Source organism: Pseudomonas sp. GW821-FHT09A09 (assembly GCF_059418405.1).
Map to the genome: position 1 here is coordinate 107023 of NZ_JBWKPU010000001.1, position 18306 is coordinate 125328.

General features: G+C 62.3%; 16 protein-coding genes. 5 read left to right on the forward strand and 11 right to left on the reverse strand.

What is annotated here, in order from left to right; all coding sequences use genetic code 11:
* Positions 1-73 precede the first annotated feature (73 nt).
* The 8 genes from AC07OV_RS00415 to AC07OV_RS00450 all read right to left on the reverse strand — a co-directional run bounded on the left by AC07OV_RS00415 (position 74) and on the right by AC07OV_RS00450 (position 8827).
* The gene (locus AC07OV_RS00415) at positions 74-1435 is read right to left on the reverse strand and encodes an LLM class flavin-dependent oxidoreductase (protein ID WP_495091226.1); all 1362 of its coding nucleotides are present in this window, start codon (positions 1433-1435) and stop codon (positions 74-76) included.
* A complete protein-coding gene (locus tag AC07OV_RS00420) occupies positions 1435-2628 on the reverse strand; it encodes an SfnB family sulfur acquisition oxidoreductase (RefSeq protein WP_495091227.1) in 1194 nt (397 codons plus the stop codon). The genes AC07OV_RS00415 and AC07OV_RS00420 overlap by 1 nt, the downstream gene beginning before the upstream one ends.
* 26 nt (positions 2629-2654) lie before the next feature.
* Positions 2655-3908: an SfnB family sulfur acquisition oxidoreductase gene (locus tag AC07OV_RS00425; protein WP_495091228.1), complete on the reverse strand. Its 1254-nt coding sequence runs from the start codon at positions 3906-3908 to the stop codon at positions 2655-2657.
* 187 nt (positions 3909-4095) lie between these two features.
* A complete protein-coding gene (locus tag AC07OV_RS00430; protein ID WP_495091229.1) occupies positions 4096-4881 on the reverse strand; it encodes a hypothetical protein in 786 nt (261 codons plus the stop codon).
* 396 nt (positions 4882-5277) lie between these two features.
* The gene (gene tcyN / locus AC07OV_RS00435; protein WP_494996082.1) at positions 5278-6024 is read right to left on the reverse strand and encodes an L-cystine ABC transporter ATP-binding protein TcyN; all 747 of its coding nucleotides are present in this window, start codon (positions 6022-6024) and stop codon (positions 5278-5280) included.
* A gap of 3 nt (positions 6025-6027) precedes the next feature.
* Complete coding sequence (gene tcyL, locus AC07OV_RS00440) at positions 6028-6693, reverse strand: cystine ABC transporter permease (RefSeq protein ID WP_071482540.1); 666 nt, start codon at positions 6691-6693, stop codon at positions 6028-6030.
* A complete protein-coding gene (gene tcyJ, locus AC07OV_RS00445; RefSeq protein WP_176997368.1) occupies positions 6693-7487 on the reverse strand; it encodes a cystine ABC transporter substrate-binding protein in 795 nt (264 codons plus the stop codon). Before tcyJ ends, tcyL begins: the two co-directional genes overlap by 1 nt.
* Positions 7488-7831: 344 nt before the next feature.
* Positions 7832-8827, reverse strand: coding sequence for a D-cysteine desulfhydrase (locus tag AC07OV_RS00450; protein WP_495091230.1), 996 nt, complete (start codon positions 8825-8827; stop codon positions 7832-7834).
* Positions 8828-8993: 166 nt separating this feature from the next.
* Here AC07OV_RS00450 and epsC point away from each other — a divergent pair, with 166 nt between their 5' ends.
* Both epsC and betT read left to right on the forward strand, forming a co-directional pair.
* A complete protein-coding gene (gene epsC, locus AC07OV_RS00455; protein ID WP_494996083.1) occupies positions 8994-9920 on the forward strand; it encodes a serine O-acetyltransferase EpsC in 927 nt (308 codons plus the stop codon).
* A gap of 397 nt (positions 9921-10317) precedes the next feature.
* On the forward strand, positions 10318-12279 hold the full coding sequence (gene betT / locus AC07OV_RS00460; RefSeq protein WP_176997479.1) for a choline transporter BetT: 1962 nt from the start codon (positions 10318-10320) through the stop codon (positions 12277-12279).
* 3 nt (positions 12280-12282) lie between these two features.
* Here the strand turns inward: betT and AC07OV_RS00465 are convergent, their stop codons facing one another.
* The 3 genes from AC07OV_RS00465 to AC07OV_RS00475 all read right to left on the reverse strand — a co-directional run bounded on the left by AC07OV_RS00465 (position 12283) and on the right by AC07OV_RS00475 (position 14331).
* Entirely contained in the window at positions 12283-12531 is a 249-nt protein-coding gene (locus AC07OV_RS00465; RefSeq protein WP_495091231.1) for a hypothetical protein, read from the reverse strand.
* A 151-nt stretch (positions 12532-12682) separates the two neighbouring features.
* Positions 12683-13579 carry an SDR family oxidoreductase gene (locus AC07OV_RS00470; protein WP_495091232.1) on the reverse strand — a complete coding sequence of 299 codons (897 nt, stop codon included), beginning with the start codon at positions 13577-13579 and terminating at the stop codon, positions 12683-12685.
* A 20-nt stretch (positions 13580-13599) separates the two neighbouring features.
* A complete protein-coding gene (locus AC07OV_RS00475) occupies positions 13600-14331 on the reverse strand; it encodes an SDR family oxidoreductase (protein ID WP_176997363.1) in 732 nt (243 codons plus the stop codon).
* Between the two features lie 121 nt (positions 14332-14452).
* On the opposite strand from AC07OV_RS00475, the gene AC07OV_RS00480 reads away from it, so the two are divergent.
* The 3 genes from AC07OV_RS00480 (at position 14453) to mgrA (ending at position 17980) form a co-directional block, all read left to right on the forward strand.
* Positions 14453-15343 carry a LysR family transcriptional regulator gene (locus AC07OV_RS00480; RefSeq protein ID WP_495091233.1) on the forward strand — a complete coding sequence of 297 codons (891 nt, stop codon included), beginning with the start codon at positions 14453-14455 and terminating at the stop codon, positions 15341-15343.
* Between the two features lie 140 nt (positions 15344-15483).
* The gene (locus tag AC07OV_RS00485) at positions 15484-16833 is read left to right on the forward strand and encodes an OprD family outer membrane porin (RefSeq protein ID WP_495091234.1); all 1350 of its coding nucleotides are present in this window, start codon (positions 15484-15486) and stop codon (positions 16831-16833) included.
* A 109-nt stretch (positions 16834-16942) separates the two neighbouring features.
* Positions 16943-17980: an L-glyceraldehyde 3-phosphate reductase gene (gene mgrA, locus AC07OV_RS00490; RefSeq protein ID WP_495091235.1), complete on the forward strand. Its 1038-nt coding sequence runs from the start codon at positions 16943-16945 to the stop codon at positions 17978-17980.
* Positions 17981-18306 lie beyond the last annotated feature (326 nt).

Consider the following 18306-nt stretch of genomic DNA (forward strand, 5'->3'; position numbering starts at 1 on the left):
GGCCCCTCCCCCCCCCCACCCCCCCCCCACCCCCCCCCCCCCCCCCCCCCCCCCCCCCCCCCCCCCCCCCCTCCTACAGGGGGGAGTGGCGGTAGGTAGAACCGGTGTGTTGTTCGGGCAGGCGCGCGCTGTTGTGGAAGACTTTTTCACGCAGCGTGCCGGCCTCGTAGGCGGTCTTGTACGACCCACGCTTCTGCAGCTCCGGAACCACCAAGTCGATGAAGTCCACATAGCTTTCCGGCGTGACGATGCGCGTCAGGTTGAAACCATCCAGCCCGGTCTCGGCGATCCACGACTCCAGTTCATCCGCCACCTGTTCCGGCGAACCGACCAGGGTGATATAGCGCCCGCCCAGGGCGTGCTGCTCGAGCAACTTGCGTCGGGTCCAGTCATTGTTCTGCAGGTTTTTGGTGGCCGACTGGATCGCGTTGCTCTTCACGTACTGGATCGGTTCGTCCAATTCGTATTGGGCAAAGTCGATGGCCGTGGATGCCGAGAAGTGCGCCACGCCGGCTTCCGCGCTGGCATAGCTCAGGTAGTCGGCGTGCTTGGCCCAGGCCAGCGCTTCGGTGGCGCCGACGATCACATTGAGGCCCATGAACACCTTGATGTCGTCCGGGTTACGCCCGGCCTCGACGGCGCTGGCGCGGACCTTGTCCACCTGCGCTTTGGTCGAGGCCTTGTTCTGGCCGCTGATGAACACACACTCGGCGTGACGCCCGGCGAACAGCAAACCGCGATCCGAACTGCCGGCCTGGAACAGCACCGGTGTGCGCTGCGGCGAGGGTTCGCACAGGTGGTATCCCTCCACCTGGTAGAACTCGCCGTGGTGCTCGACCTTGTGCACCTTGCCCGGCTGGGCATACACCCGCGCCTGCGGATCGTTGAGCACCGCGTCGTCTTCCCAGCTGCCTTCCCAGAGTTTGTAAAGCACCTCCAGGTACTCATCGGCCTGGTCATAACGGCGGTCGTGCTCGACCTGCTCGGTCAGGCCCATGGCCTTGGCCGCGCTGTCGAGGTAGCCGGTGACGATGTTCCAGCCCACGCGGCCACGGCTCAGGTGATCGAGGGTGGACATGCGCCGGGCGAACAGGTACGGCGGTTCGTAGGTGAGGTTGGCGGTGAGGCCGAAACCAAGGTTCTGAGTGACGGCGGCCATGGCCGAGACCAGCAGCAGCGGGTCATTCACCGGCAGCTGGATCGACTCTTTGAGCGGCACGTCGATGGAGTTCTGATAGACGTCGTACACGCCGACGATGTCGGCGATGAACAGCCCATCGAACAACCCGCGCTCCAGGGTCTTGGCCAGGTCGGTCCAGTATTCGATGGTTTTATACTGGGTGGACGTGTCCCGTGGGTGCGTCCACAGACCGTGGTTGATGTGCCCGATGCAGTTCATGTTGAAGGCATTGAGCAGGATCTTTTTCTTGGCCATCAGATGGTCCCCCGCAGTGGCGGGTTTGCATCGTTGAGGTAGTAATTGCCCACCGCGTGGTACTTCCAGCGCACCGGGTCGTGCAGGGTATGCACGCGGGCGTTGCGCCAGTGACGATCCAGGCCGTGCTCTGCCAGGGTCGCCTGGCTGCCGGACAGTTCGAACAGCGTGCTGCCCGCCGCCAGGGAAACCTCGGTGCTCAGGGCGCGCACTTCAGCCACGGCAATCGAGGCGGCGGCGACGGTCTCGGCGTTGCTGTCAGCCTGGGCGCGGTCGAGAAATTCACCCGAGCGTTCCAGCAGCGCTTCTGCGGCATGCAGGCGCACGCTCAGGTGGCCGAAGCTTTTCAGGGTCAGCGGGTCCTCGGTGGCCTTGTCGTTGCCCGAGTCGATCCACGGGCGGGTCTTGGTGCGCACAAAATGCAGCGCATCTTCAAACGCCGCGCGGGCGATGCCGGTGTCGATGGCTGCGTGAAGAATCTGTGCCAGCGGGCCGACGGTGGTCGGGCGCTCGAACGCGCTCTGGAACGCAATCACGTCCTGCGCCGCCACCCACACGTTGTCGAACACCACCGAACCGCTGCCGGTGGTGCGCTGGCCAAAGCCGCTCCAGTCGTCGATCACGGTCAGGCCTTCGCTGCCACGCGGGACAAACGCCAGTTGCTGCACGCCGTGCTCATCCACCACGGAGGTGGGGATGCGCTGGGCGTAGATCGCGCCGGTGGCGTAGAACTTGCGGCCGCTGATGCGAAAGCCATCACCGTCGCGAGTGATGGAAGTCACGCGGTCGTGGGCCGTCTTGGTGCCCAGTTCCGCCAGGGCGTTGCCAAAGCGCTGGCCTGCGAGTACTTCTGCGTACAGGCGTTGTTGCTGCGCCGGGGTGCCGTTCACGCGCAGCACTTCCAGGGAGTAGAAATGGTTCTGCGGGATCTGGCCCAACGAGGCATCCGCCTGGGCGATCAGCGCAATGACCTTGGCCAGGGTGACGTTGGACACACCAGCGCCGCCGTATTCCTTGGGCACGCTGATGCCCCACAGGCCAGAGCGCGAGAACACGTCCAGTTCGGGCAGGGGCAGGCGGCGTTCGCGGTCGCGCTGGGCGCTGTCGCGGCGGAAATCTTCGGCCAGGTCGCTGGCGACAATAAGGGCTTGTTCGTCGCTGGTGATGACCGCGACGTGATGAGAAAGGGTCATGCGTATTTCTCCAGAGGTCTGGTCGGTCAAATCCAGGAGTGACGAGCCGGCAGCGTGCCGTTCAATCGAAAGGCGCCGATGGCGTGATACTTCCAGCGCACCGGGTCGTGCAGGGTGTGCACCCGGGCGTTGCGCCAATGCCGGTCGAGGTTGAACTCGGCGAGGGTCGCGCGGCTGCCGGCCAGTTCGAAGAGCTTTTCGCTGACTTGCAGCGACACTTCAGTGGTCAGCACCTTTGCTTCGGCCACGGCAATCGAGGCGCGGGCGGCAGACTGCGCGGTGATCGGTGCGGCGCTGACCTGGTCCAGCACCTGGCCGGCCTTGCGCAGCAGCGCTTCGGCGGCGTGCAGCTCGATCTTGAGCTTGCCGATGTCGGCGATCACATACAGGTCATCGCTGGCGCGTTCGACGTTGGCATCGACCCACGGGCGCGAACGTTCACGCACGAAGGCGATGGTGTCGTCCAGTGCACCGCGTGCAATGCCCGCGTCAATGGCGGCCTGGATCAGTTGCGAGACGGCGCCCTGGATATTCGGGGTTTCGCCGATGCGCCAGTTTTCGACCACCAGCTCTGCGTCCACCGGCACCTGGTCCAGCAGCACAGTGCCGCTGGCGGTGGTGCGTTGGCCGAAGCCCGACCAGTCATCCACGATGCGCAGCCCTTCGGTGCCACGGCGCACGAACGCCATGATCTGCTTGCCGTCATCGTTCAGCGCCTTGACCGCGACCCAATGGGCAAACAGCGCGCCGGTGGAATAGAACTTCTGGCCGCTGATCACATACCCGTCACCCTTGGCGGTGATGCGCGCCTTGAGTTCCAGGGTGTTTTTGGTGCCGCGTTCCGGGCCGCCATTGCCGATGCGCCAGCCGTCGAGGACGCTCTGGAACAGCTGCTTTTTCTGGCGCTCGGTGGCCGCACCCTGCACCAGGTGCAGGATGCCGAAATGGTTTTGCGGGATCTGCCCAAGGGCCGGGTCGGCCGCACTGATGATCGCGAACACATCGGCCAGGGTCACGAATGACACCTGCGGACCGCCGTATTCGCGGGGAATGGAAATACTGCCCAACCCGCTGCGGGTGAACTGTTCGATCTGTGCCCACGGCAGCTTGCGTTGCTGATCGCGCTTGGCGGCTTGCAGGCGTGCGGCCTTGGCAAGCTCGTGGGCAGCGTCCAGCGCCTCGGCGTCGTTGCGCAGCACGGCGGCCGGCAACAGCAGGGGGGCTATGTCGCGATCATTGTCCAGACCACTCTGGGGGGGTGTTTGAGCCAAGTTAGACATCAGCGCCGCTCCTTGGCTGCACGTAATGCCCTGGCGTTATGCACCGGGGTAATTCTGACCATACCGACCTCGCATTCAATGAAATAAAAACAGAAAAATCAGAGATGTCCGGTGGTCCGGTGCATATACCCTAAGCGTGTTAAATCTTTAAATAAACTAACTTCTAGGAATATGCATAGAAGGGCTGTCACCCCGGTTCGCAGGGTGAACCGGGGTGATGCGTTTGGTAGGTCGACGCGGCCTTGGCGGGCCGGGCTGGCGCCTGGGGTGAGCAGGCGGCGATGTTCAGTGTGCGGGTCGGTGCCCAGCGTGAATTATTGCCCACGCGATCAAGGATGCAGTACGTCACGTCCAGGCGGCTGTCGTCGCCGGCCTCGACAATCACCGTCGAGGGCACCCACAGGTGGACCGTCAGGCCGACGTCCGACGGTTGGATTGGCGGCAGGTCCAGGCGCACATCGCCCCAGCGCAGGGTGATGGCGTCGCCGCTGCTCATGTTCAGGTAGGGCTCGATGGTCAGTGGGATGCCACGCCGCACCTGATGACCATTGACGCCATGGCGACGGATCGTTTCGGGCAGGCCCACCGGGGCGAGGTTCTGGTTTTCATCGCTGAACAGGGGCGAAGGCTCGCCGCCGGGGTAATTGGTCTTCACCTTTACCCGCGTCGGGGCGGAACGGACCGGGCCGTAGCCCACTTGCATCACCTGGTAGTGCACTCGCGCCAAGCCATCCTGCACAAAGCTTTCCGGTACGCGCAGCTGGGTCGGCATGCCGATCTTGCAGGCCGTGATCCTCCGTGAGGCGGCGAAGCAGTTGTTCCAGAACAGTTCGATCAAGTCGCCCTCGTCCATGCCGGGGTAGGGCGCAATGTCGACTTGCAGCTGGGTGGCGGCCAGGGCGTTGATGCCTTCCCGATGCGCCTGGGGCAGGCTCGGGGCGGTGAGCAGGGGCGGGGTTGCAGTGCGCGTCATACGTAATCTCCTTGATGCAGCCAGCAGCAATCGTTCCGAACCGTTGGCGCGGGTGCGCAAGGGGGCCGAAAGGGAACGATTCAGTGAGTAGCCGGGATAGGATCCAATCCTCTAGGCCCTAGATAAGAGGGTTGGCCGGGGAGCGTCAATGGCGGCACGGGGCTAAACGGCAAGCAGGGGGAAATTCAGAAGGGTCTGACTCGCGCGGGGATATTCGGGTGGTGACGGCGGGGTGTTTTACAGGCTGGAATGAGCATTCCCTGTGGGACCGCGCTTCATGTAGGAGCTGGCTTGCCTGCGATAGCATCACCTGGGTGTGATGGATACACCCTGGTGTCTGCATCGCAGGCAAGCCAGCTCCCACACAAGCCATTTTCCATAGACCCAGGGGATGTTTCAGTGGGCGAGAAACTTGCTCAGGAACTGCTTGGTGCGTTCTTCCTTGGGGTTGGCGAACAGCGCCTTGGCCTCGCCTTGCTCCACGATCACGCCCTTATCGAAGAAGATCACCCGGTTGGCCACATCGCGGGCAAAGCTCATTTCGTGGGTGACGATGACCATGGTGCGGTTTTCTTCAGCAAGGCTGCGGATAGTCGCCAGCACTTCCCCCACCAATTCCGGGTCCAGTGCCGAGGTGGGTTCGTCGAACAGGATTACCTCCGGCTCCATCGCCAGCGCACGCGCAATCGCCACGCGCTGTTGCTGGCCGCCGGAAAGACGCCGTGGGTACGACTCCTCCTTGCCCGCCAGGCCAACCCTGGCCAGCAGCTTGCGACCGAGGGCGACCGCCGCGTCGCGTGGCATCTTCTTGACCACGATCGGGCCTTCGATGACGTTTTCCAGCGCGGTGCGGTGGGGGAACAGGTTGAAGTTCTGGAACACGAAGCCCACGTGCTGGCGCAGGCGCCGCACCAGGCCTTGTTGCTGGTTGAGCGGCTTGCCGGTGTCAATCTCGATGTCACCCACCTTGATGCGGCCACTGGTGGGTTCTTCGAGGAAGTTCAGGCAGCGCAGCAAGGTGGTCTTGCCGGAACCGCTGGGACCGATGATGGCGACGACTTCGCCTTCCTTGACCTCAAGGTCGATGCCGTTGAGTACCACCTGGCCCTTGAATTGTTTGGTCAGTTTTTCAACCACGATCATGCTTCAAGACTCCAGGTCATGCCGGTTGACCCGGTCTTCCAGGCGGTTTTGGAAGTGCGCCAGGATGCTCGCCAGAATCCAGTAGATCAGGGCGGCGGACAGGTACATGGTGAAGATTTCGAAGGTCCGTGCAGACACCAATTGGGCCTGGCGGAACAGCTCGGGCACCTGGATGGTAGCGGCCAGCGCCGTGTCCTTGACCAGCGAAATAAAGCTGTTGCCCAACGGCGGCAACGCCGTGCGCATGGCTTGCGGCAGGATGGCCCGGCGCAGGGTCTGCGCGCGGGTCATGCCGATACTCGCAGCGGCTTCCCACTGGCCACGCTCGATGGACGCGATGGCGGCCCGCAGGATTTCACAGGCGTAAGCAGCCATGTTCAGCGAGAAGCCGATCAAGGCCGCCGGGATCGGATCCAGCTCGATGCCCACTTGCGGTAAGCCGTAGTAGATCAGGAACAGCTGCACCAGCAAGGGCGTGCCGCGAAAGAACGACACATAGACCCGGGCGATCCAGCTTGCCAGCTTGAAGCGCGACAGGCGCATCAAGGCCAGGCCGAAGCCCAGCAGCAAGCCGAAAAACATTCCGCCGAGGCTAAGAATCACCGTGTAGTACGCGCCCTTGAGCAGAAAGGGCGCGGAGTCCAGCGCGAGTTGGAAACCTGCTTCCATTATTCAGTGACGTCAGCGTTGAAGTACTTCTCGGACAGCTTCTTCAAGGTGCCGTCGGCGCGCAGTTTGTCGAGGGCCTTGTTCACCGCGTCGAGCAGCTCAGGCTCGCCTTTGCGCAGGGCGATACCGGCTTCCTGGCGGGAGAAGGCGTCGCCGGCAGTGGCAGTGTCCGGGGCTTTCTTGGCGTATTCCAGGGCGGCCAGGCGGTCGATCAGGATGGCGTCGATACGGCCGATACGCAGGTCCTGGAACTTGGTCGGGTCATCGTTATAGGTCTTGATGATGGCTTTAGGCTGATTGTCCTTGAGCCATTGTTCGTAGTTGGTGCCCAGGCCTACACCGACTTTCTTGCCGGCCAGGTCGTCGGCGGTCTTGATGCTGTCGACGTTCTTTTTCAGGACCAGTGCCTGGATACCGGACACGGTGTAAGGCTTGGAGAAGTCGTACTTCTTCTTGCGCTCTTCAGAAATGGTGACCTGGTTGACCACCGCGTCCAGGCGCTTGGATTCCAGGGCGGCGAGGATGCCATCCCACGGCGTGGCCTGCAGCTTGACCTTCACGCCCAGCTCCTTGGCCAGGGCTTCGGACAGTTCCACTTCAAAGCCGCTGAGCTTGCCGCTTTCGTCGACGAAGCTGAACGGTGGGTAGGTGCCTTCCAGGCCGATCTTGATCTCGCCCGCTTTCTTGATGGTGTTCAACTGCTCGCCAGCAACCGCCTGGCCCATCCACCCAGCCCCGAGGGCCAGGCCCAAAGTGCCAACCAGCAACGTACGACGCAATGCAGAAATAGTCATGAAGAGCCCCTGTGTTTTTTATGTTGAGCGAAGCAGGTGACGCAGTAGTCGTATCCTGCCTTAAAGCGCGGTGCGCGTCTTCGCCTACGGCGCGATGATAAAGCCGCTTCTTAAGACTTGAAAATAATATAAAATTAATTTGTTATTCTGTTTTGGAATATAACGCCAATCTAATGTGGGAGCTGGGGGGGGGGGGGGGGGGGGGGGGGGGGGGGGGGGGGGGGGGGGGGGGGGGGGGGGGGGGGGGAAGAGACAGGCGATGGCGGTGGGTCAGCACAACATCCGTCGGCTGATACACCGCCATCGCAGGCAAGCCAGCTCCCACATTTGCAACCCGCATTTATTCAGTTGAACGCAGAGCCATAAGCAAACAGCGCCGGTGCCCCGCCGGTGTGCAGGAAAATAATCGGCCCGTCTTCAAACCGCTGACGCCCGATGCCGTCCAGCAAGCCGGCCATGGCCTTGCCAGTGTAGACCGGGTCCAGCAATAGCCCTTCCTGGCTCGCCAGCAGCTTGACCGCCGCCAGCGTGCCGGCATTCGGCTCACCGTAGCGCGGGCCGAAATACTCGTCCCACAGGATCACCTTGAACGCCTCGGGAATCGCCACGCCCAGCAATTCGGCAGTACGTTCTGCCAGGCCCTGCACTTTCGGGCGCTGGGCTTCATCGGTGCGCGACACCGTGACGCCAATGACCGGCAGGTTCGGCAGTACTTCACTTAAGGCAAGCGCCAACCCGCTGTGGGTGCCCGCGCTGCCCGATGCCAACACCACGGCGGCAAATTCGAGACCGCTGTCTTCGATCTGTGCGGCCAGTTCCAACCCGGCGCGCACGTAGCCCAGCGCGCCGAGGGCATTGGAGCCACCGATGGGCACCAAGTACGGCTTTTTGCCGTTGCTGCGCAGGCGATCGGCCAAAGCGTTGAGTTGGTCGTCGGCGTTATCGAGGTTCTCGACCAGCTCGACCTTGGCGTCGAACAGGTCCAGCAGCAGACGGTTGCCGTTGCCCAGGTAGTTGGGGTCTTCGGTGCCGGTGGGGTTTTCCAGCAGCGCCACGCAGCCCAGGCCCAGCTTGGCGGCCAACGCAGCGGTCTGGCGTACGTGGTTGGATTGCAGGGCGCCGGCGGTCACCAGGGTGTCAGCGCCTTGGGCGATGGCATCGGCGGCGAGGTATTCGAGTTTGCGCAGCTTGTTGCCGCCCATTGCCAGGGGCGTGGTGTCATCGCGCTTGACGTAGATGTCCCTGCCCAGCCAGGCCGACAGCCGCTCGAGTTTTTCCAGGGCAGTGGCGCCGCCCAGCAGTTCCAGGCGGTTAAAACGGTCGAGCTGTTGTTTGATCATGGCTACGCACGGTGGCTAAGAGATGAGGCGACTATAGGCAGGCACTTTTCATCGGGCAACTGCCAAACGCTTATGCCGGATAGTTCTGAGCATCACACCATTGGTTCTTAAGAACGCTCGGGGTGCATACCGTAAAGTGAGCGCCATTACGTCAGGAGTGAATACCGTGAGTGAGCGTTCCAGTCATTGGCAATTGCAGACCATCGTCAGCCAGCTGCGCGGCGCCCGGGACCAGTGGCGAACGCGCAACGGCCGCCTCAGCGGCGAGCATGGTGGGCGTGAGTTGCCGTCGCGTGAGGCGGTGGCGCAGATTCTTGAATCGCTGTGCGGTGCGCTGTTCCCCATGCGCCTGGGGCCGGTGGACCTGCGTGAAGAAAGCGAAGATTTCTACGTCGGCCACACCCTCGACGTGGCGTTGAACGCGCTGCTCGGCCAGGCCCGCCTGGAACTGCGCTATGCCGCCCGCCAAGGCGGCAAGGACGATCGTGAGGTCGACGCCCATGCCATCCGCCTGATCCAGGATTTCGCCCTGGCCCTGCCGTCCTTGCGCAGCTTGCTGGACACCGACGTGCTGGCTGCCTACCACGGCGACCCGGCCGCCCGCAGCGTGGATGAAGTGCTGCTGTGCTACCCGGGGATCCTGGCGGTGATTCATCACCGCCTGGCCCACCATCTGTACCGCGCCGGCCTGCCGCTGTTGGCGCGGATCAGCGCGGAGATTGCCCACTCGGCCACCGGTATCGATATCCACCCCGGCGCGCAGATCGGCCCGAGCTTCTTCATCGACCACGGGACCGGTGTGGTGATTGGCGAGACGGCGATCATCGGTGAGCGCGTGCGCATCTACCAGGCCGTGACGCTGGGCGCCAAGCGCTTCCCGGCAGATGAGGACGGGCAGTTGCAGAAGGGCCACCCGCGCCACCCGATTGTCGAGGACGACGTGGTGATCTACGCCGGCGCGACGATCCTGGGGCGCATCACCATCGGCAAAGGCTCAACCATCGGCGGCAACGTGTGGCTGACCCGCAGCGTGCCGGCCGGGGCGAATATCACCCAGGCCAACCTGCAGCACGACGACGGCACACAAAAATAGCCAACCCGCCTAACCCCTGTGTAGGAGCCGGCTTGCCGGCGATGAGGCCATTAGCCTTGCGCTGATTTTGAGGCCGCCATCGCAGGCAAGCCAGCTCCCACAGGGTCAACCGCATTTCAAATTTCCCTCGTAAACGCTGAACGATTTGTCATCCCCGCCCGTCATACCTGTCCTTGAGCTAGTGTAGGAATTACCTACCACTCAGCCTTGCGATTAGTCCCGGACCGCCTATCCATGTTTAACTTGAATGCTCGTTCAAGTTAAACCCGGTGGTTCGCTGCCCGCTCACAACAGGAGGCTTACCTTTGCTGAGTCCGTTATTCACAGCCACATTCCACACCCTCGGGGTGCATCGTTCATGAGTGCATCGTCCACCCCTGCAAGTGGCCTGGTGCGCATGAATGCGCCGGTCTTCTACTTCGCCGCCACGTTTATTTTGTTGTTCGGCGTCACTGTCATCGCGATCCCGCAACAGGCCGGTGCCTGGTTGCTGGCCGCGCAAAACTGGGCGGCCAATACGGTCGGCTGGTACTACATGCTGGCGATGACCCTGTATCTGGTCTTCGTGGTGGTCACCGCGTTATCGGGCTACGGCAAGATAAAACTCGGTGCCGACCACGACGAGCCCGAATTCAGTTACTTGTCCTGGGCCGGCATGCTGTTCGCCGCCGGGATCAGCATCACGCTGTTTTTCTTCTGCGTTTCCGAGCCGCTGACGCACCTGGTACAACCGCCCCAGGGCGCACCGATGAACGCCGACGCGGCGCGCCAGGCCATGCAGATCCTGTTTCTGCACTGGGGCCTGCATGGCTGGGGCGTGTTCGCCTTTGTCGGCATGGCCCTGGCGTACTTCGCCTACCGGCATAACCTGCCGCTGGCGCTGCGCTCGGCGCTGTACCCGCTGATCGGCAAGCGCATCAACGGCCCCATCGGCTACGCCGTGGATGGCTTCGGCATCATCGCCACGGTGTTCGGCCTGGGTGCCGACATGGGCTTTGGGGTTCTGCACCTCAACTCCGGCCTCGACTACCTGTTCGGTGTGGCTCACACCCAATGGGTCCAGGTGGGCCTGATCACTCTGATGATGGGCGCCGCGATCCTGGTGGCCGTCTCCGGCGTCGACAAGGGCGTGCGGGTGATGTCCGACATCAACATGCTGCTGGCCTGCGCGCTGCTGCTGTTCGTGTTGTTCGCCGGCCCCACCCAGCACCTGCTCAACACCCTGATCCAGAACCTGGGCGACTACCTGGGCGCCTTGCCGACCAAGAGCTTCGACGTATACGCCTATGACAAACCCAGCGACTGGCTGGGCGGTTGGACGGTGTTCTACTGGGCCTGGTGGATCGCATGGTCGCCGTTCGTGGGCCTGTTCATCGCGCGGATTTCCCGCGGTCGTACCATCCGCGAGTTCGTGTTCGGCGTGCTGCTGATCCCGCTGGGTTTCACCCTGGCGTGGATGTCGATCTTCGGCAACAGCGCCATCGACCAAGTGCTCAACCACGGGCTGACCGCTCTCGGTCAGTCGGCCATCGACAACCCGTCGATGAGCCTCTACCTGCTGCTGGAAACCTACCCGTGGAGCAAAACCGTCATCGCGGTCACGGTGTTTATCAGCTTCGTGTTCTTCGTCACTTCGGCCGACTCGGGCACCGTGGTGCTGTCGACCCTGTCGTCCAAGGGGGGCAACGCCGATGAAGACGGGCCGAAATGGCTGCGGGTGTTCTGGGGCGCGATGACCGCGCTGGTCACCAGTGCGCTGCTGTTTGCCGGCAGTATCGATTCGCTGAAATCAGCGGTGGTGCTGACGTCACTGCCATTCTCGATGATCCTGCTGCTGATGATGTGGGGGCTGCACAAGGCTTTCTACCTCGAGTCGCAAAAGCAGATTGCCCAGTTGCACTCATTGGCGCCTATCTCGGCCGCACGCAAGGGCAGGGGCGGCTGGCGTCAGCGCTTGAGCCAGGCCGTGCATTTCCCGTCGCGGGACGAGGTGTACCGCTTCCTGGATACCACCGTGCGACCGGCGATCGAAGAAGTGACGGCGGTGTTTGTCGAGAAAGGCCTGAACGTGGTGACCCAGCCGGACCCGGCCAACGACAGCGTCAGCCTCGAAATCGGTCACGGTGAGGAACGCCCGTTCGTGTACCAGGTGCAGATGCGCGGTTACTTCACGCCGTCGTTTGCCCGGGGTGGCATGGGCAAGAAAGAGATCAACAACCGCCGCTACTACCGGGCGGAAGTGCACCTGGCCGAAGGTAGCCAGGACTACGACTTGGTGGGCTACACCAAGGAGCAGATCATCAACGACATCCTCGACCAGTACGAGCGTCACCTGCAGTTCCTGCACCTGGTGCGCTGAGGCTCAGGCCCTGAGGTACAGGGCCAGCGCCACCAACGGCGCGCCGAACACGCCACTGCCGATCACCAGCTCCGACACCAGGGGCTGGCCGGCAGTGAGCACGCCGACGGCGCCGTTGGCCACTGATGCGATCAGCCAGACGCCGACAAAACTGTAGGCCAGCACCGTGCGGCTGATGCCGAGTTTTTGCCCGATGAACAGCATCAGGGCAAGGAGGGTGAGGCCACCGCTGATGACGATGAAGGTGTGCATGACGGTGATCTCCTGTGGGACCTATCCCCTGTGGGAGCCGGGCTTGCCCGCGATGCAGGCAACTCGGTTATTCAGAGGCACCGAGGTGATGCCATCGCAGGCAAGCCAGCTCCCACACAAGCCGGCTCCCACAGGGGATCTCATCGGGTCGTTAGTGTGCAGTGGGTTTAAGCAAGTCCTGCAAACCCACCTTCCAGAACAGTTCTGCCCGCACCCGATCCGCCACGCCATTGACGATTTCGCAGCCATCCTCCGAAGGGTCGATATGCCGGCGGAACGGGCGTGTGCCGAACGGCAAGCCGACGATCTCGACAATCGCCTTGGCCACCTCACCCACATCCGCATCCTCAGGCTCCAACGCCGCCAAACCTTGCAATGCAGCGTCCGCAACCCCCGCATACGGGCCGTCGTTGTACAGATCCACACGCGCCTGATCGCTGGGTTTACCGGAGTGGGCAAAGTGATTGGTGCCCTTGGTAAACGCTCCGGGCACGATGATTGACGTCTCGATGCCCCAACGCGTCAGCTCGCTGGCGTAGGACACCGCCAGGGAATCCATCGCGGCCTTCGCTGCAAAGTACGGCGCAAGAAACGGCGGTGTCCCCCCGCGAGCGCTGCTGGACGACACCCACATCACCAACCCTTTGCCCTGCTTGCGCAGGTACGGCAGCGCTGCACGGTTGACCCGCTGCGTGCTGAGCACGTTGATGTCGTACAGCTGGGCGAACTGCTCCGGCGTGAAGGCTTCGGCCGGGCCGAACGACATGTGCCCGGCGTTGTGGATGATCACATCCAGGCGCCCGCAGTCGGCGACGATCTTGGCGACGCCGGCGTCCACCGACTCGCTGGAGGCCACGTCCAGCTCGACGCTGCGCAGGTCCACCTGGTGCTCTTCGGCATAGCGCTGGACCTGGGCCACCTGCGGTGCATTGCGCCCCAGGGTTTCGCGCATGCTGGCGTAGACCGTGTGGCCGGCGTCGGCCAGGGCGCGGGCGGTGAGGGCGCCAAAACCACTGGAGGCGCCGGTAATCAGGATGATCGATTTCATGCTGTTGCCCTCGATTGCGTTCAAACCAGCCCGCCATTGGCGCGCAGGATTTGCCCATTGATCCAGCCACCGGCCGGGCTCACCAAAAACGACACCACGCGGGCGATATCTTCCGGTTGGCCCAGGCGTTCCAGGGGCGCCATCTTGGCCAGGCCCTGGATCTGCTCTTCGCTCTTGCCGTGCAGGAACAGGTCGGTGGCGACCGGGCCAGGGGCGACCGCGTTGACGGTGATGCCACGTCCGCGCATTTCCTTGGCGAACACTTGGGTCAGGGATTCCACCGCCGCCTTGCTGGCGATGTACACGGCGTAGCCTGGGAAATTGAGGCCCACGGTGCTGCTGGAAAAATTGACGATGCGCCCACCGTCGTTGAGGCGCGTGGCTGCCTCGCGCAGGGCGTTGAAGGTGCCACGGGTGTGGATGTCGAAGTTCTGGTTGTAGAGCTCGTCACTGTGCTGGGCCAGGGGCAGTGTCTTGAGAATGCCGGCGTTGTTGACCAGCACGTCGACCTTGCCCAGCTGGGTTTCGGTTTCATCGAACAGGCGCTTGATATCGGCGGGCTTGCTGACATCACCCTGGATCGCTATGGCTTGGTGGCCGGCCTGGCGCAGTTCCACCACCAGCTTCGACGCCTCAGTGGCGCTGCTGGCGTAGTTGATCGCCACGGCGTAACCGTCGGCGGCGAGTTGTCGGGCCACCACGGCGCCAATGCCACGGGAAGCGCCGGTGATGATTGCGACTTGAGTTGTCATGGTGCGAGGTCCTTTGGAGTGGGTGTGGACGCAGATTCACATGTTTACCAGGACCGATAAATGCGCCAGAGTTGCCTTGACTGTTCAATAATCGCCAACAATTAGTCTGAGGGAATGTCACGTGGATCAAGTCAAAGCGATGAAGGTGTTTGTGCGCATTTACGAGCGTTCAAGCTTCACATTGGCCGCCGATGACCTGAACCTGCCGCGTGCCACGCTGACCCACACCCTCAATCAATTCGAGGCCTGGCTGGGCACCCGCCTGCTCGAACGCAGCACTCGCCGTGTGCGCCCCACCCTCGACGGCGAGGCTTATTACCAACGTTGCGTGCAATTGCTGGCGGAGCTGGAAGAGGCTGAACTGGCGTTTCGCAGCGTGGCGCCCAAGGGGCGTTTGCGCGTGGATTTGCACGGCACCCTGGCCAAGTATTTTGTGATCCCGGCGCTGCCGCAGTTCATGGCGCGCTACCCGGAAATCGAGCTGTCGATCAGTGAGGCGGATCGCTACGTCGACCTGATCGCCGAAGGCGTGGATTGCGTGTTGCGCGCGGGCACCCTGGGGGACTCTGCATTGATCGGCCGGCGTGTCGCGACCCTGCGCCAGGTGACCTGCGCCAGTCCCACCTACTTGCGAAAATACGGCGAGCCAAAGTGCCTGGCGGACCTCGCGACACATCGCGCGGTGAACTACGTTTCGCGCACCACGGCCAAGCTGTTTCCGTTCGAATTCATGGTGGGTGGCGAGCTTGAAGAGGTGAGTATCGAGGGCGCGCTTTCGGTGTTTGGTGCCGAGATTTATTCCGCCAGCGCGGTGGCCGGGTTGGGCATTATCCAGTGCCCGCATTACCGCATGGCCGAGCTGATCGACCAGGGGGTGATGCGTGAAATTCTCACCGATACGCCACCGCCGCCCATGCCGGTTTCGGTTTTGTATCCGCACAATCGACAGATGTCGCCGAGGGTTCGCGTGTTCGTGGATTGGCTGTCAGAAATCTTCGAAAATGCCCGCTAACCCGCGTAGTTAAAGGGTTCCTTAAATTTAATTTCATTCGTGAACTAACGGTTTTGACTCCGAACTGTCATCTGGCCACTGCGTAATTGTGTGAAGCGTTTGACGCTTTCATTTCAGAACAGTGACGGAGACCGGTAACAATGAAGACGTTATTAAGCCCCGTGGTGGGTGCCGCCATGGCGAGCTTTATGCTGTCCGCCCATGCCGATTTTATCGATGACAGCCACGCCGATGTGACCCTGCTCAATCGCTATCTCAACCAGCAGGGTCGTGATGTAGTGAACAGCACGGCCAAGGCGCACAGCGTGCGTGATTGGGGCCAGGGTTTCGAGTTCAACTTCAAGTCGGGCTACACCGACGGCCCGGTCGGTTTTGGCCTGGACCTGCAAGCCTTCTACGGCTTGAAGCTGGATTCCGGTGGCGACCTCAACGACAAGGATCACCAAGGCCGCTACCCAGGCAGCATGTTCCCGCTGGACAACGGCAAGTCCGCCGACCAGTTTGGCGTGTTGAGCCCTACGTTCAAGATGCGTTTTGCCCAGGATGAGTTGCGCCTCGGCACGCTCTACGGCAACAACCCGGTGCTGGCCAACACTGACGGCCGCCTGTACCAGCAAACCAACACCGGTGTGCAACTGGTGTCCAAGGACCTCACGGACTTCACGTTCACCGGCGGCGATATCTTCAAGACCAAGATCCGCAACGAAACCGGCGACCAGGGCATGATCACCGCCGGGGGCACCAAAGAGAGCGATCGCTTCCTGTTTGGGGGTGCGGACTACACCGGTATCCAGAACACCACCGTGAGCCTCTGGTATTCCAACCTCGAGGATTACTACCAGCAGTTCTTCCTGGGCGCCAAGCGTCATGACGCCTTGTCGGTCGGCGCAATCGACACCGATATCCGCGTATTCCGCAGCCTGGGTGTGGGCGAAAACGCCGACGGCGACAAGGACTTTGCCGGGGCTGGCCTCTACGGTGACGGCACCAGCAAGGGCCGCATCAACCAGACCACCGCGAGCTTGCTTGAAAGCTACAGCCTGGACGGCCACACCGTCGGCCTGGGTATTCAGAAAAACAGCGGCGACAGTGACTTCCCGTACCTCGATTCTGGCCTGAACAGCGGCGATAACCGCCAGGGCCCGGGCTCGGGCGCCGACACCCCGGCGCTGACCAACATGCAGTTGAATAAATTTCAACACGCCGGTGAGCGCACGTGGCTTGCGCAGTACAAGTATGACTTCGGTAAGCTGGGCCTCACGGGCCTGTCGTTCTCGGCGGCCTACGCCCACGGGGATGACATCCGCACCGTGCAGGGCACCACCAGCGAGTGGGAACGCAACATTGCCGTGGCTTACCAAGTACCGACCGGCACCCTCAAAGGCCTGGGCGTGACCTGGAAAAACGCGCATGCCAGCCCGGATATCACCGGCGCCACCGTGCAGGATGAAAACCGCTTCTATGTCAGCTATGTCGTTCCCCTCTGGTAGGAAATTGCTGTAGAACGGAACGGCAGACTTAAGCGATTCAGCTGCTTAAAAGGCCTGGGAATAGCGTTATTCCCGGGCCTTATTAGTCCCAAGTTCAAGAGAGGATTCGATGACTTACATTGCTGCCGAAAACCGCTATGAATCTATTCCGTATCGCCGCGTAGGCCGCAGTGGGTTGGTGCTGCCGGCACTGTCCCTGGGCCTGTGGCACAACTTTGGCGACAGCACTCCGATCGACACCCAGCGCGCCCTGCTGCGCACGGCGTTCGACCTGGGGATCAACCACTTCGACCTGGCCAACAACTACGGCCCACCGTACGGCAGCGCCGAGATCAATTTCGGTCGTTTGCTGCGCGAAGATTTCAAGCATTACCGCGATGAACTGATCATCTCCAGCAAAGCCGGTTGGGACATGTGGCCTGGCCCTTACGGCCAGGGCGGCGGTTCGCGCAAATACGTACTGGCGAGCCTGGACCAGAGCCTGCAACGCCTGGGCGTCGACTATGTGGATATCTTCTACTCCCACCGCTTTGACGCCGACACCCCCCTGGAAGAAACCGCCAGCGCCCTCGCCACCGCCGTGCAACAAGGCAAGGCGTTGTACATCGGCATTTCTTCCTACTCGGGCGTGAAAACCCGCGAAATCGCCGCCTTGCTCAAAGAGTGGAAAGTACCGCTGTTGATCCACCAGCCTGCGTACAACTTGCTCAACCGCTGGGTAGAAAAAGACCTGCTGGACACCACCGAAGAACTCGGCGCCGGGGTGATTGCGTTCACGCCGCTGGCCCAGGGCTTGTTGACCGACAAGTACCTCAATGGCGTGCCGGCCGATGCACGGGTCAACCGTCCGGGCGGTGGTTCGTTGCAGGCCAAGCATTTGTCCGATGCCAACATTGCCCACGTGCGTGCGCTGAACGAAATCGCCAAGCGCCGTGGTCAGAGCCTGGCGCAACTGGCGCTGGCCTGGACCCTGCGCGATCCACGGGTGACCAGCGCGCTGATCGGTGCGAGCCGGCCGGAGCAGATCATTGAAAACGTCGGTGCGTTGAAGAGCCTGAGCTTCAGTGCGGAAGAACTGGCGGAGATCGATCGGTTTGCCCAAGAGGGTGGGATCAACCTGTGGGAAAAGCCCTCCACTGCTGAGTAACCATCACCGATAACCCCCCGTAGGAGCCGGCTTGCCGGCGATGAGGCCATTAGCCTTGCGCTGATTTTTAGGCCGCCATCGCCGGCAAGCTGGCTCCTACAGTTGATCTTCAGTGTGGCGAATTCACCCGGTAGTACTCGGTCAATGTGGGAGCCGGGCTTGCCCGCGATGCGGGCGCCTCGGTGTGTCAGTCAGACCGTGGTGATGCTATCGCAGGCAAGCCAGCTCCCACACAAGCCGGCTCCTGCAGTTGATCTTCAGTGTGGCGAATTCACCCGGTAGTACTCGGTCAATGTGGGAGCCGGGCTTGCCCGCGATGCGGGCGT

What these genes read in the sequence shown, in the direction of transcription:
- tcyJ (WP_176997368.1), bottom strand. Translation starts at nt 7,487, where the DNA reads ATGACTATTTCTGCATTGCGTCGTACGTTGCTGGTTGGCACTTTGGGC.
- AC07OV_RS00430 (WP_495091229.1), bottom strand. Translation starts at nt 4,881, where the DNA reads ATGACGCGCACTGCAACCCCGCCCCTGCTCACCGCCCCGAGCCTGCCC.
- AC07OV_RS00475 (WP_176997363.1), bottom strand. Translation starts at nt 14,331, where the DNA reads ATGACAACTCAAGTCGCAATCATCACCGGCGCTTCCCGTGGCATTGGC.
- mgrA (WP_495091235.1), top strand. Translation starts at nt 16,943, where the DNA reads ATGACTTACATTGCTGCCGAAAACCGCTATGAATCTATTCCGTATCGC.
- tcyN (WP_494996082.1), bottom strand. Translation starts at nt 6,024, where the DNA reads ATGATCGTGGTTGAAAAACTGACCAAACAATTCAAGGGCCAGGTGGTA.
- AC07OV_RS00485 (WP_495091234.1), top strand. Translation starts at nt 15,484, where the DNA reads ATGAAGACGTTATTAAGCCCCGTGGTGGGTGCCGCCATGGCGAGCTTT.
- AC07OV_RS00415 (WP_495091226.1), bottom strand. Translation starts at nt 1,435, where the DNA reads ATGGCCAAGAAAAAGATCCTGCTCAATGCCTTCAACATGAACTGCATC.
- AC07OV_RS00420 (WP_495091227.1), bottom strand. Translation starts at nt 2,628, where the DNA reads ATGACCCTTTCTCATCACGTCGCGGTCATCACCAGCGACGAACAAGCC.
- AC07OV_RS00425 (WP_495091228.1), bottom strand. Translation starts at nt 3,908, where the DNA reads ATGTCTAACTTGGCTCAAACACCCCCCCAGAGTGGTCTGGACAATGAT.
- tcyL (WP_071482540.1), bottom strand. Translation starts at nt 6,693, where the DNA reads ATGGAAGCAGGTTTCCAACTCGCGCTGGACTCCGCGCCCTTTCTGCTC.
- AC07OV_RS00470 (WP_495091232.1), bottom strand. Translation starts at nt 13,579, where the DNA reads ATGAAATCGATCATCCTGATTACCGGCGCCTCCAGTGGTTTTGGCGCC.
- AC07OV_RS00450 (WP_495091230.1), bottom strand. Translation starts at nt 8,827, where the DNA reads ATGATCAAACAACAGCTCGACCGTTTTAACCGCCTGGAACTGCTGGGC.
- betT (WP_176997479.1), top strand. Translation starts at nt 10,318, where the DNA reads ATGAATGCGCCGGTCTTCTACTTCGCCGCCACGTTTATTTTGTTGTTC.
- AC07OV_RS00465 (WP_495091231.1), bottom strand. Translation starts at nt 12,531, where the DNA reads ATGCACACCTTCATCGTCATCAGCGGTGGCCTCACCCTCCTTGCCCTG.